At 65.1% G+C, this 15,243-nt stretch carries 7 protein-coding genes and 1 pseudogene; 5 read left to right on the top strand and 3 right to left on the bottom strand.

The annotated features are described in order from the left end of the window. From ACFVYE_RS46375 to ACFVYE_RS46365, 3 genes and pseudogenes are all read left to right on the top strand, one after another. The coding region (locus ACFVYE_RS46375; protein WP_389609569.1) for a hypothetical protein at positions 1–246 on the top strand (246 nt) is incomplete at its 5' end. Further along, the gene (locus ACFVYE_RS46370; RefSeq protein WP_389609567.1) at positions 243–974 is read left to right on the top strand and encodes a histone-like nucleoid-structuring protein Lsr2; all 732 of its coding nucleotides are present in this window, start codon (positions 243–245) and stop codon (positions 972–974) included. The genes ACFVYE_RS46375 and ACFVYE_RS46370, both read left to right, overlap by 4 nt. 50 nt (positions 975–1,024) lie before the next feature. Beyond that, positions 1,025–1,741 (top strand): annotated as a pseudogene (locus ACFVYE_RS46365) (IS701 family transposase); the annotation flags it as partial. A gap of 217 nt (positions 1,742–1,958) precedes the next feature. On the opposite strand, the gene ACFVYE_RS46360 reads toward ACFVYE_RS46365, so the two are convergent. The 3 genes from ACFVYE_RS46360 to ACFVYE_RS46350 form a co-directional block, all read right to left on the bottom strand. After that, entirely contained in the window at positions 1,959–2,237 is a 279-nt protein-coding gene (locus tag ACFVYE_RS46360; protein WP_383976267.1) for a DUF6959 family protein, read from the bottom strand. Beyond that, positions 2,237–9,217, bottom strand: a complete 6,981-nt coding sequence (locus ACFVYE_RS46355; protein WP_383976266.1) for a polymorphic toxin-type HINT domain-containing protein — start codon at positions 9,215–9,217, stop codon at positions 2,237–2,239. The genes ACFVYE_RS46360 and ACFVYE_RS46355 overlap by 1 nt, the downstream gene beginning before the upstream one ends. A gap of 117 nt (positions 9,218–9,334) precedes the next feature. Next, entirely contained in the window at positions 9,335–12,934 is a 3,600-nt protein-coding gene (locus ACFVYE_RS46350) for a LamG domain-containing protein (protein ID WP_389609573.1), read from the bottom strand. A gap of 1,191 nt (positions 12,935–14,125) precedes the next feature. Here ACFVYE_RS46350 and ACFVYE_RS46345 point away from each other — a divergent pair. Then, entirely contained in the window at positions 14,126–15,025 is a 900-nt protein-coding gene (locus ACFVYE_RS46345; protein WP_383960331.1) for a transposase, read from the top strand. A gap of 66 nt (positions 15,026–15,091) precedes the next feature. Then, positions 15,092–15,243 (top strand): transposase (locus ACFVYE_RS46340; protein WP_389609571.1); only part of this gene is annotated, 152 nt, incomplete at its 3' end.

The following is a 15,243-nucleotide window of genomic DNA, read 5'->3' as shown; positions in this document are numbered from 1 at the left end:
ACGCTCCCCGATCGCTTACGAGAACACCTTCCAAACAACATCAACTACCCTGACCCGAGCCGCATAGACGTGTTCAAGATCCGGGGTCAAGGCCCCTACCTCGACTACCCCGACAACAGAGCAGACTCGGTACCGAAGTGGATCCAGCTGGAGGCCAACGGCAAGGACGGCTTCCATCTCGGAACCAGCCGCCTCAATCCCGACCACGCCGCCCAAGTGATCCGCCGCCAACGGGGAATCCATTGACCGACATCACCGTTCTGACCCGACTCTGCCCGCCGCCGGCCGCACCCCAGCTCCCGATCGACTGGAACGTCGTGGAAGCAGAGCTCGGTATGCGCCTCCCGGAGGACTACAAACTGCTGGCGGCCACATACGGGCCAGGGCTTTATGGCGACTACATCAACATCTACCACCCACACGCGAACACCCCCTGGGTCAACCTCACCGGCCCCATGCCCTCACGAATCCGCGGACATCTCCAGCGCGACTACGACCAGGGCACCCACCCCGTCCCCTACGACCCGCAGTACTTGTTCGCCATCGGTGTCACCAGCAACGGCGAGTACCTGTTCTGGATCACGGACCCCCAAGACGCCCCCGACAGCTGGCGCATCGCCGTCAACGAAGCCCGCGGACCCCTCTGGTACACCTACAACGGCACCCTCACCGCTTTCCTTACCTCGGTCCTGAGCGGAGAAACTGCCGTCCCTCAGTTCCCCAAGGACCTCCTCGACCCTCCCATTGCCTTCGCACCCTCCACGGCGCCCGCCATCGACTACCCCGAGGCTCCGTCCAGACCCGCCGTCAGCAGCGACAGCATCCGAGAATGGGCACGCGCGAACGGCTACCAAGTTCCCCCCCGCGGCCGGATTCCCGCTGATGTCCTAGACGCATGGGAGCGGGCTAATACTGCAACGGTGTTTGTGTTGATGGGTGGTCAGTTCTATGGGATGTGTCCGCGTCTTTTGTAGTGACTGACGCGGGCTTGGTGTTGTCGTCGTCGGCGCCAGTGTGACCAGTATGGCAGCTCGCGCTCGACATGCTCGATGAGACCCGCTCGTGGGGCATCGAAGTGCCGCTGGCCATCGCGGACGCCGGATACGGCGATGCCGCGGCCTTCCGGCTCGGTCTGCAGGCCCGCGGCCTCAACTACGTCGTGGGCATCTCGACCACTATGTCGGCCCAGCCCGGCGAAGCCGCGCCGGTGGCCGAGCCGTACTCCGGGACCGGACGCCCACCGGTTGCGAAGTACCCGGAGAAGCCACAGTCGGTGAAACAGCTGGTCATGACCACCGGCCGAAGGGCAGCGAAGCCGGTGCAATGGCGTGAGGGCTCCCGGCCCGGCACGGGCCGCAGTGGTTTCAAACGCATGTACTCGCGGTTCGTAGCCTTGCGGATCCGGCCTGCCGGACGCGAGGCCCGGCAGGCGGCCGACGGCCCTGAACTGCCTGAGTGCTGGCTCCTGGCCGAGTGGCCGGCCGACCAGGGCGAACCTGTTCAGTTCTGGCTCTCCGACCTGCCCGCCGGCACCCCGCTGACCACCCTGGTCCGCCTGGCCAAGCTCCGCTGGCGCATCGAACACGACTACCGCGAGATGAAACAGGCCCTGGGCCTGGCCCACTTCGAGGGCCGCACCTTCAACGGGTGGCACCACCACGTCACCCTCGTCTCCGTCGCGCATGCCTTCTGCACTTTGCAACGACTGGCCAGAGCCCCAAAAGACACGGCGCCAGCCTGAGCCTCTACCGCATCGTCCGCGAGCTACGGACCATCCTCGCGACATGGACCGGCGTCTGCCCCACCTGTCACCGCGGCATACCCACACCACAACCGACCTGACCAAGCCCTAGTAGAGCCGCCGCATTCTTATACGGCTATCACCGTTGCCGTTAAGAAAAAAAGGATGCCTCGCCAGAATTCCTCTGGCAAGGCATCCACCTCAAACGGATCTCGATTTATCGAGCATATGGGAGATCGAACCCAGTCTCGGTCGAAGCTACTTCATAAGCCGACACCATTGACGAAACCGTCGATTGGATTTCCCTAAGGGAGAAACTTGCCTCATCCAAGTCTCCCGACTCCAGATTGTCGGCCAGCTCTTTGATAATTCCGTAGAGGATCTTCAGGGAGTCTCCCTGTACGGCCAGCGCGGGATACCGACGTCCTTCCAAATGGACCACGGCATAGTTTCCTGCAACAGCCAAGACCGCGGCTGAAACTTCCCTTTCGGTCATCACTTTCCCTGAGGATAGAAGGTTATGTGCGGCTTTGTCGTGTCAAGCGGTCCGGTGAATATGTCCTGCTGCCTACCGACACCCACCGTAATATCGGCCTTCGGGAGCGAACTTGACACGGAGTGCTTCGTGCGGCTGTTGATGCCCGTGATCACGAAGTCCCAGTCCGACAAGTGACCCACTCCATCTGGGTTGGTTGCCGAGCGTGGCCCCAATGCCCTACTCCCGACTACCGATATCGGCTCTCCTATTCGGTTTGCAGCATTCTGGATACGAGCTCTTTCCGATCCCGTGAGATTCGACAAGTTGGCGCCGGCTCCGGCAGCCGGGCCACAGCTATTGTGAACCAGAACCGGAGTCGACCCGGCCAGCACATAGTACGTGTGGAGCTCGTCGACGGTGAAGTTGTAGGTTTTGGTGCGCTTGGTGAAGGACTTGTTCCCGGTGATCTCGACTGTTTCACCGGTATCGGTCCGCAGCGTCATCCCTGGGGCGAGTTCGCCTGTTTCCACCCAGGCCCGCTCGGACGGGGACCAGAAGGGGTGCTCGCGTGTGGCTGTGAGCTTTTCCGGACCGTCCGGCGTGAGGATGGTGAGCGTATTGAGTTGCTTCTCACCCTCGCTTCGGATGAGGCGCGTCACCTTTCTTGGGCCCTGCTTCCCCGTCTCCGGGTCGGTGGCCATGACCATGTCGCCGACTTCGATGTCTTCGATGTTTTTGGTGTCTCCGTCGGCCATGAGGACGTCGGTGCCGGCCAGGAAGCACTTCGGCGCGTATTTGAATTTCCCTACGGGCAGCGCCGTCATCAGCGCATCGAAGCCGATGTTCGTGCATATGGGGCACGTGTTGATGAGGGGGATGTCGTCGACGTGGGCCCAGTACTTGGGAAGCCCCTGGGAGTCCTCGCCCTTGGTGTAGAAGTCGCGGATGGCGAAGCATGATTCGTCGAATGAGAAGCTGCAGCGTTCCCTGAAGTAGAGCTCTACGTTGAGTTCGTAGCTGAGTTCCGGCATGTAGGTGCCGAGGTTGCTCATCTGTGCGACGCCGGGGAGCTTCGACTGGTAGTCCCGGTAGACGTCCGGCGGGGGCAGCGCGGGGGCGCCGTGCCCCAGATTTGTTATGACCTTTCCGGCTCCGGGGCTGTTGCTGTAGCCAGCGGGCGCGGGTCGGGTACTGGGGAATCCGGGTGTGCCGCGGACGCTGCCGTCGGGGTTTTTGCCCCCGTTCTCATCGCCCCTGGTTCCGCCGTCGGGGCGTGTCCAGCCCTTCCCGTCGTTGCAGCTGTCGCACCAGAGGCCGGAGGGGTCGGATGCGGTGACGGGGGTGTTGTTGGCGTAGCTGTATCCGTTGAGGGATTGGGGCTGGGCCGGGTCGAGGATGGGGTCGATGCTGATGAACTGACCGATGGTGGGGTCGTATTCGCGGGCGCCGATGTGGGTGAGGCCGGTGGTTTCGTCGGTTGTCTTGCCGAGGAAGCCCTTGTCGTCGGGCCATGCGGTGCCGGTGGGCTTGCCGCGTTCGGCGCCGAAGGGGGTCATGTAGCGCTTGCTGACCGTTTGGGTGCTGTCGGCGCTGATGGCGAGGCTCGAAGTGCCGTGGTGGTCGCCGGCGAGGTAGGTGAGCTTGTTGGTGCCGGACTCGTTGGAGCGCATGGCTACCGTTTGGCCACCGGCAGAGTAGTAGCGCTGGGCCCAGGTGGTGCCGTCGGTGCGCAGGTGGAGTTCGGTGGCTCCGGTGTACAGGACCCGCTCGCCGCCCGCGGTGTTGCGGATCAGCAGCTCGCCTGCGGCGTTGTAGAGGTAGTCGGTTGCCTTGCCGTTCTCGGTGAGCTTGGCGAGCTTGCCTTCCTCGGACCAGGCCAGGTCCTGGGTTGCTGTAGCGCCGGGCCGTTTGGTTGTGTTGCCGGTCGTGTCGGGTGTGTAGGTGCGTTCCTGGGCGGCGCAGTCGCCCTTGGTCGTGGTGCCGGTCAGGAAGTGCGGTTGATCGGTCTTGGTGTAGCAGTAGGTGGTCTTGGTGTCGCCAGCGGTTTTGTGGACGGTTTCCGTCGTGCGCTGGCCGGCGGTGTTGTAGGTGTAGCTGGTCCAGTACGGGGCCGGTCCGGACAGGCTGCTCGCGCTGCGGGGGTCGGAGCACTTTTGTTGGCTGGGGGTCCAGGCTTCGGTGAGGCGGCGGTGGCCGTCGTAGGCGAAGCACTGGGTTTCGGCGCTGCTGGTGCCGCCGAGTGTGGTGGGGTCGGTGATGGAGGTGACGTTCCCGACCTGGTCGAAGCTGTAGTTGAGGTCCTGCAGCATGTAGGGCTGGGCGTCGGCTTTGACGTTGCTGCGGGTGAGGCGGCCGGTGCCGTCTTCGAAGGTGTTCCTGATGGAGATTTTCTTGTGATCGGCCGTGTTGGCTGTTCCCAGGAGTTGTTCCCAGGGCTGGCCGAGCGGTGAGTAGGTGGTGCCCAGGAGGTAGCCGGTGGAGCCGCCAACTGACGTGATCTGGCCCACGTTGTTGTAGCCGTAATCAATGATCTCGGAGGGCAGGCCGCCTAGTGCCGGTTCCTCGGCCGTCTTGACTGTGCCGTCCAGGTTGTAGGCGTTCTTGAACGACAGCGTGCTCGGTGCGCCGGCTTTCACGAACGGGTCATCGGCCGGCAGTTCGAGGTTGGTGGCCGCGGGGCGGGACAGGCTGTCGTATTCGGTGATGGTGTTGGTGTACGCCTGACCGGTCTTGCCGCCGACGTATCGGGTGGACTTGTCGGGCTGGCCCTTGAGCAGCGTGTCGTAGGCGTACCCGGTGCGCTGGTTGGCGTCCGTCTTGGAACCGGCCCAGGTGCCGGCGATCCGGCCGAGCTCGTCGTATCCGGTCAGGATCGACTTGCCGCGCGAGTCGGTCGACTTGATGGCCCGGTCGAGGACGTCGTACTCGGTAGTGCTGGTGCCCTTGTCGGGGTCCTTGGCCTCGCTTTGCCGGCCGAACAGGTCGTATGTGTAGGACCACTTGGCATCGTCCGGGCCGGTGATCTGTGTTTGCAGGCCGCCTCGGGAGTAGGTGGTCCTGGTCGACGCGAAGCCGGCGCCGAGGGCGTCGCCATACTGGGTGTCGGCTGGGGATTCGCTGGCGTATTCGCGGCTTTCCACGGTGCGGCCGCGGATGTCGGTGATGGCGCGTGCGGCGGTGCCGCCATCGAGGGCGGTGGTGGCGGTGGAGTCGCCGGTGTAGCTCGTGGTGGTCGACCACTTTTCCACGCCGAAGACGTGCAGGGTGCTCTTGGTGGGCCGGCCGGCCCCATCGAAGACGGTGGCACTTTGGTTGGGTGATTCGCCGTATTCGGCGCGGGTGTAGGTGCCGTTGGGTGTGCTGGTGGTGTCGAAGATGTTCGCGTAGGTCTCGTACGCGAGGCCGCGGGTGTCGTAGCGGGTGTCAGTCAGCAGGCGACCGCCGTTGGACGTCTCGGTCTGGCTCTGCAGTGGGCGCAGCATCGCGTCGTAGATCGCGTAGCTGGTGGCGTAGGTCTTGCCATCCTTCTTCAGCGCCGCGGTCGATACCCAGGACGGATCCTTGTTGTCGATCGTGTATTCGAACTTGGTGTTGGGGCCGAAGGTGGCGCTTTCGCTGCCGCGGTCCCGGTTGGGCAGCCACACCTGCGTGATCCGGCCCAGGGCGTCGTAGACGAGTTCGGTCTTCTTCAGGTTCGCGTCGTAGGTGCGTAGCGTCTGCCCAGTGCGCGGATCGAGGAAGCTGGTGGTCTTGAAGGTCTTGGGATCCGTGCTGATGATCTTGGATACTGGCCCTGCTGTGGTGGGTGTGTACGCGGTGGTGGTTGGCTGTCCGTCCGCGTTGGTGATCTTGAGCGGCCGGCCGAGGACGTCGAAGTCCGCGGTCGCTGCGCTGGTGAGCGTCTGCCAGCTGGGGGTGCCGGATGCGTAGGCTTTCGCGCGGCCGGTCCAGGTGACCAGGCCCTTGGTCGGCTTCATCGAGTCCGACCACGTGGCACCGTCATAGGCAGTTGCGGTGTCCGACAGGACGTCGCCGGGGCGCTTGTCGTCGGCTGGCAGGTCGAGCGTGGTGTCGGCGACGGAGCATTCCTTGCCGACGGTGCGGGTGCGGGAGACGAGGCTGGTGATGCCGGCGTCCGTGTTGCGGGCGTACCAGGTGCGGGTGCAGGTTTCGTCGCCGCCCAGGCCCTTTTGGCCGTAGTCGTCGTGTGAGGTGACCATGCCCAGGTCGTCGTATCGGCTGGTGGTCACCTGGGTGCGCCAGGTCTTGGAGGCTGTGAGGTAGGTGCTGGCGTAGGCCGAGTTGGGCCGTACCCAGCGGGCCGTGTGATCTGTCGCGTCCGGAACCGACTGACTGGCGGTGTTCTTGTATGTGTAGTTCGTGTACGAGGTGGAGATCGGCTGACTGCCGTTGTACGTGACCTTCTGGAGCAGCTGACCCGAGTACTGGTCGCTGTCGGTCAGGGCTGTGAAGTCCACATCGGTGTCCATCAGCGGCTCGGTGCTGACAGTCTTGGTGGTGCCGTCCTTGTTCTTGTCCCCGTGCATACCCAGCAGGTAGCGGGAGACGCTCTTGGAGCGGGTGGTGTCCAACGCTCCGGTGTAGGTGGTGACGTCGCGGTAGCCGCGCCACTCCGACCATGTCCGCTCGTCCTTCGGCGTGAACGGGTCATCGCTGTGGTGCCAGGCGGCACCGGCGTAGTCGTAGGCGTGCTCGACCGCCTCGTTGTGGCCGGTGGGGTCGGCGACGCCGACGGCCAGAACGCGGTACTTGTGGAACCAGTCCACCGACGCCTTGGTGGCGCCGTTGATGTTCCAGAACTGCGGGTAGCAGGAGCGGGTGTTGGTGTCCTGTGCGGCGCCGAGGACTTCGCTGCGCTTGCACTCGGGCTGCGACAGCGTGACCGTCGTGATCGACCCGGTCTCAGAAGTGATCGTCTCGATGCGGTGCCGCTTGAGCGGCAGGATGTCGTCCGTGCCATCGACCCGGTTCGGGCGCAACTGGTAGGTGAAGGTCACCGGGTTGACATCGATCGCCGCGGCACCGGCCTTGGCCGTACGCTTGATCGACTCCAGGACCAGGACGTGGTCGGTGGTGTCACCGATGTCACCTGCGTCGTAGTAGTCCTGGGTCAACGCCCACGTGTCCACCGGGTCGAACGCCTTGCTGGTGGCGTTCCAGGAGAAGGTGCTGATGCCCGTGAGGCGCTTGCGGGAGAAGAAGGACGGGCCCGCCGCATTGCATTCGCTGTCACCACTGCTGCAAATGGCATCGAAGGGGACGTCGGGCCAGTTCTTGGCGGTGTCCTTGGTGAGCTCTGCGCACCCGCCGACGGTGCAGCGTTCGGCGTGCGCGAGGGTCACCTTCGCGTCCGCGTCATCGGTGAACAGGGCACCCTTGCGCAGCCCGTACTTGATCTCCTTCAGGTAACCGCCGCGGGTGTAGATGGCATTGGCGGTGGTCGCCTTGTTCTTCGGGTAGTAGTTGGAATCCTTCGCGTACCAGTAGGTGGAGGCGTTGCCGCTGGTGTCCTCGATGTAGTCGAGATTCCACCGCCATGCCTGCGTCAGGGACCGCTCGGCGAAGGCGCTGCCCTTGTCGTAGCCGGGCTCGTCCGAGTCGTCGCCGAATACGGGGACAGTCCATGTGGAGTTGGTGCGCTGGTCGGCGGCGCCGTCGAGCTTGTTAAGGCCGAACACGTACCTGGTGCCGTCGCCTGTGATGACGGTCCAGTACTCGCCGTCGTCGTCGCCGTTGTCCGCGCCGGTGGACCGGGTCACGGTGGAGGCGTCGTCGTCCTCCAGACGCCAGTCTCCAGAGGTGTTGACCTTGACCAGGCGGCTGGATTTGCCATTGAGGACGATGCGCGCGTTGTCGTACTTCCAGCAGTGGTCGAAGACGTCCGTGTGACCGTCCTTCTCGCAGCTGCCGTAGGTGCGCTCGATGTAGGACTCGGTCAGGGAGAACCCCTCACCCACCGCAGAGCCCTGGTTGTTGGTGGTGGCGGTGCGCCCGTCGATACTGCCCGAGTCGTAGGACAGAGACAACGGTGGCGTGGGGCCGGCTGCGGCCGGCGGCACAGTGAAGCCGTAGTTCCAGGTGAATGCGCCCGAACTGCCGCCGGCTTCCCAGGAAGATGAAGGGGAGAGCTCGGTCGCGGAGTAGTCACCTGTTCCCTTGGGTGACGCGCCGGATCCGGCTGCAGCAGCGGTCACCGCCAACACGGTGGTGCTCGGTACCTCAGCGCTCGCAACCGATTGGGCTGATGGCCCGCCGGGCTTCGCCTTGGTCAGGGTGACCTGGGCCGCGACCGACTGCTGGGAAGCGTTGTTATCCGTCTTCAGCGGGGTCTGCTTGCGGCATTCGGCCTTCTCCGGCGTGGTCAGCACGCAGGCGGGCAGCTGCACCAGACGCAGCCGCTGGGCCCAGTCCCCGCCGAAGGCGGAGGCGAAGCCGCTGTAATCGACGCTGATCTCCGCCGTACCGGCGGTGTCCGCGGCCGCGCTCAGCAGCACGCCGGTGATGCCCGCCTTGTCCGCAGCTTTCTGATCGAGGACGGTGACGTGGGCGGTCCCGGAGGCAGCCGCAAGCTTGCCCTTCTCCGGCGTCACATAGACGGACGCGCCGCCGAGCTCTGCCCTGGACTGCTTGTTCGCTGTGAGCTTGATGCTTGCGGCCTCGCGTGTCGGCCAGGCGGAGGTCTGTTCCTTACGAGCACGCTCAGCCTGCGCGGCACCCGCCTTCTTGCCCGCGGCGACCCTGTCGCGGGCCTTCTTCGCTCCCAGGCCCTTGACCTCTTCGACCTTACTCACCCGGGGCTTGGGAACATCCGGTCGGCCAGGAGCATCCTGAACCTCCCTCGTATCCTTGGCGACGGCGACCTGGACTTCGCCGAGGGGGGCAAGCAGGGCCAGCGCCACCACAGGAGTCACCAGTCGGCGTCCCCAACGCCGTCCACCACCCGAACCTCGTCTTGAGGTGCCTATGCCAAACGCCATCAGAGTTCCGTCCCCACCCAGTCCACAAGGTTCAGAAAGGTCATTGAGTCGCCACGGCGGCGTCAGTGTTCGGCCGCACGTGGGCGGCGGCCTTCGTGCCGCCGCCCATCGCCGAAATCAGTCGCCCACGTGTGTGTCGATCTGCTCCGGGCTGGCCATCGCGCCTGCCCACAGCCGCACTTCCTCGACCCGCGCGGGCAGGAAGTGCTTCCATGTTCCGTCCGTGAAGCCCTTGCCGATGGCAAAGTCCCCGGTGCCCAGCTGGACGGTGAAGTCCTTGGAGTCGCCCTCCTGGTTGTAGCCGAGGTGCAGGCTGATGGTGCCGTACATGGAGTCGTAGATCCCGGTGAGCCTGACCGGGGTGTCCAATGCGGCCACCTCCTCCGAAGCCACAGAGCTCCATGTCCCGTCCGCGTTCAGACGTCCGAAGTGCCACACACCGAGGGGGACCGACCTCTCCTCTAGGGTCTCCTCGTCGAGTTCGGTGCCCTTGCCGGTGAGCTCGTACCAGAAGCCCCACGCCGAGCCGTCGGCCGTCCGTTGTCCGAGAACCTGACCCGTGTATCCGACGTCCTTGCCGGCGAGCGTCGCACCGTCGAGCTGCACCCTCGTCGTCACGGTGAACGCCGCGTGATCGTAGACCAACGGACCCGCTGCCGTGGCCGCGTCATCGACGCCGTCGAGCACAATGGCCTCGCCGTCCAAGGTCGCACCGCCGGTCAGCGTGAGACTCTTCCCGTATCCCGAGGTGGTGTCGGCGACGGTCGTCCCACTGCCACGACCGGCGTCCCAGTCCGCCATGAGCTCAACTCCCGCGAACTGCTCCGAAATCAGTGCCCGTCCCTCATCGGCGACCTGCTGGTGCGTCAGGACGGTCTGCCACACAGCCACCTCGTCGATCGACCCCGGGAAGTACTGGCTGAAGGTTCCGCTGACGTTTTCCTGGCGACCGATCTGCAGCGGACCCGCCGACTCCCACGAGCCGGCACCAGGCTTGATCACCTGCCCCTGCCTTCGGCCGTCCACATAGAAGGCGAGTTCATCGGTGGCGGGATCGTAGGTGGCGGCCAGGTGCGTCCAAACGCCGACCTCGGCCGGGTAGGCGGAATACTGTCCCCAGTACTGGCTGGCATCGGCCTTCATCATTCCGAAGTACCACTTGTCGGCGCTGGCCAGATAGCGGAACGTGAAGGGAGTCTTCTGGGCTCCGCGTTGGGACAGGACCGTGGCGTCCGCGCCCTTCTTGTCCAGCCGCACCCAGGTGGCCATGGTGAATGCGGACCGTGTCTCCAGCACGGTGCCGGAGGTGGCCGCGTAGCTGCTGGTGCCGTTCAGGGAGAGGCCCTTGTCCGTGACGGGGTTCGCCAACGGCTGGCCCTGCGCGTCATGGGTAATCACGCCGCGTCGGCCCCGATCATCACGGACCGCTCCGCCACCGAGGGTGGCTCCGTGCCGGCCTGCGGTGGAGGTCGCCGAGTTGATCGCGGCTCCATCGGCTTCGTCGAAGTGCCAGCGGCCGATGGGACCTGGTCCGGCGGCGACGAGGAAGTCCACCGCGTTCCACGCCCCGTAGCGGCCCACGTTGTCCTTCGCCCTGGCCCACAGGGTGAAGCTGCCCTCCCGATCCGGTGTGAGCGGAACGCTCGCTGTGGAGCCGTTGACCGTCAGCCAGCTCGTCATGCCCGAGAGCGTGTACTGGTAGGACACCACGCCGGTGTCACCCGTGGCGGGCGCGAGGCTGAAGGTGGCTTTCTGCCCCGGACCGCCCCTGCCCTCACAGGCGTTGGGAAGGCACTCGGTGTACGGCGCACCGATGGTGATCTTCGGAGCCTTCGGGGCGGTCGGGTCGACCTTGAAGTAGCAGAACCCAGTGGTAGAGCCATTGGAAGGACCGGAGAGGTGGCTCGCTTCGTTGTTGTAGAACGACTGAGTCCAGGCCCGGTAGCGGTGTACCGGCCCTTCGGTCAGGGTGGACCAACTAATGACCTGCTTCTTCCCGTCCCCCGCGTATCCCGTCGACGGCCGCGCGTCATTCGTCCCGACGTTGGTGTCCGCCCACGTGCCGTCAGTGTTCTTCCGGTCGACGTCGAAGAAGATCCGCAGCTGCGCGTCCTCCTCACCGCCGGCCTTGGTCTGCGTCGTCGCGGTCAGCGTCGGCGTCGGGTCGGACGCGATCGTCGGGTTCGACTCGCTGGTCGAGCACACCGTGCCCGAACCAGTCACCAAGCCAATGCCACTCGGCTTGTCCGGGATACCCACGAAGGAGACCTCGAGGACAGCATCGTTCTTGAACCGCTTCCATGCCGCGGTGTCCGACTCATCGTGCGCCCGGATCTCCAGCGTGAGCCGGGAGAACTTTCCTGCCGCGAAATCCTTCACGGTCGGCGTGAGGTTCTCGTTGGTCTCTTCCGGATTGTCGTTGAACTCGATCGCCGCATTGGGCAATCCGGGACTGCAGAGATCTCCCCGGCCCGCCGACACGTGACGGTCGCCCATCAAGTCCAGCTCCTTCGGGCGCGAGGACCACGTGGTGGAGGACGAGATGTTGTTCGTCCGCACCAGGTCCACCCAGCGCGGCTCGCACTGGAAGGCCCACGGCTCCGTCACCCGAAACGTGGCATCCAGGACATGCTTGCCCTTCAAACTGGCGGGCGAAAACTCGTAATACAGGCGCTGCACGTACCCGGGCCCGCATCCATAGCCGTTCCAGGTGCCACATTTGCCAGCCCCCTTGCCCTGGTCGTCGTCACCATTGCCCCAGGCATAGTCCTCGTAGCCATCCGAGCGCAGCAGCGTCCGCTCGGATTCGCCCCAGGTTACCGACGGGTCGATGTACAGCGGAAAGACTGCCGAGTCCTTGACCGCGAGCAGATCTGCATCCGGCACGATCGACAGCGTCCCCTTCCCGACCTCGATGTCCACCTTGGCAACCTGATCGCCCTGCCCCGGCTCGGTACCGGCGCTCGATGAGGCTTTCGCGGCCGGTTCGGAGGGAGCAGTCTCATCCAGCGCGGCATGCCCCGAGACGACCGCCGGCGGCGATGGCTGGTCCTTGCCGGCGGAATTCCACATACGAGCCGGCGGCGCCTTGAACACCGTCCTGCCGTCATCGTCGATTGCGGCGAGGTTGCCCGACACGCCTTCCTTGACGTTCAGGCCGGTGGTCGCCAGGCCGAAGGTGAGCTTCTTCAGCTTCTCGTTCGCGGCGGCCTCAGGGGTCTTGACCACCAGAACATGCTGAAAGCTCTCCACCGTGGCAGTGACCTTCAGATCCACATCGGGCAGCACATTCGCATACACGGCGCTGGCGCCCTCGAGCGTCGGCTCGGGCAGCGCGCCCGGCCACGTCAGCTCGATCGAACGCCCCTGGCGCGAAATTCGCGCCAGGGGCTCCTTGTCGCCACCGCCGGAAAACACGATCTGCGGAGCCGCAGCCTTCGGAGCGACCGAGCCGTCCGCGCGCTTCTCCAGCGTGGCATCCGGGTCCTGCCAGCCGCCACCCGCCTTGGAGACCCGCACCGGAACGGCCGACTCCTGCAGCATGAAGGTGTAGCCATCCGGACTCGCAAAGACCGTTGTCTGCTCCGAACGCTGCCCCACAACCTCGACCCGCTCGCCGGACTTCTTCGCCGCGGCCAGCGCCTTCTGCCCCTCAGACAGCTCCGGTGACTCTGTCTCCACGGTGGCCGCGGCAGCGATCGGCGCCTGCACGACCATCGTCGACAGCAGCGCCGTCACTGCCACGCCGATCACACCCGAGGCGCCTCGGCTCAACAGGTCTCTTCGACGCTTGCGGACATGGCGATGCCCCCACCCGAACTCCACAGTCCCCACCCCAGAGTCACAAAAGATCTACAAGTGGCCCGGAGTTAACGCCTGATCATCTGCAGTAGTCAAGAGAGATGAGTCGCATGGGTCAGAAGTGGCGGCAGGTGGCAAGTCCCATTAGGGCAATGTGCCCTATCCGTGCAGCTCGGGCCGCCGCCAGTGGCGACACGCTCCGTGACGGTTTTTAACACCCAGAAACCAGCCATAACCGAGTACGCCGCGATAACTGGTGTCCGGACTTGCCGGTCCACGACGTGCACACTGCCGTTTGGGCGAGTCGCGCGCTATGGGCAAGATCTCGCCAACAACACGGCTGCGGTGCAGAGATGACGCTTAGCCCATCTCACTGAGCGACCTTGGGTCGCTACAGAGAGTGCGGGACCTCGAGCGTTTGAAAGTTTCTTCCGGAGAAAGGCCCTCCTCTCGCTATCCGAGACGGACAGGGGACCGACCGGCACTAGCTAACCCGGCCTGATCAGGTCATCTGTCGGCGTCGCTCTACACAGTGTGCCTCTTGAGGACTCCAGGACAGGCTCCGTCAACGCGGAGCAGAGGCGCAATACGTAGGAAGCCCCTCGGGACCAACTGCTGCCATCGACACCCTGACCATCTCCTTGATGCGGGAAGCCAGGGTGCTTGCGGTTGCGCCTGCGTATGCCTTGAGGCGCCAGCCGTGGCGCTGCGGGTTCGATCGTTGGCGACACCAAGATGTGGGCGCATACCTGCGCGATAGTGCCGGGAAGGTTGAGGTGGAAGCCGACACGCAAAGAGCCGTGCCCGAAGGTGCTGGCGCCTCGCTGTGCCGTATCACGCCGAGGAACCTGCCTAGTGCGTCCTTTCCCGCTGCCCGCCGGCCCGGCGACGACCACTACCACCGGCCGGTCCTGAGCTTGACTCTGTCGGGGATCTTGGAGTTTCGCTGTGCGGCGGCATGGTCAACAAGCATGCTCGTGTCGTCGATGACCGATGCAGCTGCCGAGGCGCCCGTTGTCCCTTCGCCCCCGTTCCGGTGAGCAAGTCCCGCCTTTGACCGCGCGGGTCGCGCGGGCGAGCAACCCGAAGGGCGCGACAGCGATGTGGGTGAGAGACCGGCTGGATGGGCTGTGGTGCGACGAGGACTTCGCCGACTGGTACCCGCGCGACGGGCGTCCGGGCCTCTCGCCCGCGCAACTGGCCACCGTCTGTGTGCTGCAGTTCCTGCTCGGTCTGTCGGACCGGCAGGCCGCCGAGGCGGTGCGCTGCCGCATCGACTTCAAGTACGCCATGGCCATGGAGCTGGACGACCCCGGCTTCCACCACAGCGTGCTGGCCGACTTCCGTGACCGTCTCGCCGAGGGCGAGCGTGCTGACCGCCTCCTCGACCTCGCGCTGGCCCGTCTGAAGGAGGCCGGTCTGGTGCGCGAGCGCACCACGCAGCGCACCGACTCCACCCATGTCCTGGCCGCGGTGCGTGACCTGACACGGCTGGAACTGATCAACGAGGCGGTGTGGTCCGCGCTGGAGGAAGTCGCCGGCACCTCCGGGCACCTGCTGGACGGCCTGGTCGATGAGGAGTGGGGGCGCCGCTACGGCCGACCGGTCCGCCTGGGCAAGAACCCCACCCGACCCAAGACCAGGATTCTCGCCACCGGCAACGACGCCGCCAGGCTCCTGGAACACCTCTACCGGCACGGAGCAGGCCGGGCATTCGGCCGCCAGGTCCAGGCCCTGCGAGAGATCATGGTGCAGAACTACTACCGCGATGCCGCAGGCCGCCTGCTCTGGCGCACGGAGGAGGACGGCGGACCCGGGCTTGCGCCCTCGTCCCGGGCGATTCTCTCTCCCTACGACACCTCGGCCCGCTACGCACGTCACGGACACATCGTCAGCTGGAGAGGGTTCTCCGCTCATCTGACCGAGACCTGTGCTCCTGACGGCCCCAACGTGATCACGGATGTGGCCACCACCGCGGCCACCACGCACGACAGCCAAGTGAGCTGAACCGGATTTTGTAGCGGCCCTGAAGCCAGGCATGATCGTCTTGGCGGATGGGAGAACACAGGTCCGATGCCTGCACCACGGAAGTACTCCGATGAACTGCGTGAGCGAGCGATCCGTGAGGTTCAAACCTCGGGGCGGCCAGTGGCTCATGTGGCCCGTGACCTCGGAATTCACAAGGAAGCCCTGCGGAACTGGGTCCGCCAGGCCGAGGCCGACCA

The sequence above is a fragment of the Streptomyces sp. NPDC058239 genome, assembly GCF_042882185.1.
In the GTDB taxonomy this organism is placed as follows: Bacteria; Actinomycetota; Actinomycetes; order Streptomycetales; family Streptomycetaceae; genus Streptomyces.
This window is presented reverse-complemented; position numbering and strand designations above follow the sequence as displayed.

Excerpts from the sequence above, each read along its gene's own strand:
- ACFVYE_RS46360 (WP_383976267.1), bottom strand. The coding sequence starts at position 2,237 with ATGACCGAAAGGGAAGTTTCAGCCGCGGTCTTGGCTGTTGCAGGAAAC.
- ACFVYE_RS46355 (WP_383976266.1), bottom strand. The coding sequence starts at position 9,217 with ATGGCGTTTGGCATAGGCACCTCAAGACGAGGTTCGGGTGGTGGACGG.
- ACFVYE_RS46350 (WP_389609573.1), bottom strand. The coding sequence starts at position 12,934 with ATGGTCGTGCAGGCGCCGATCGCTGCCGCGGCCACCGTGGAGACAGAG.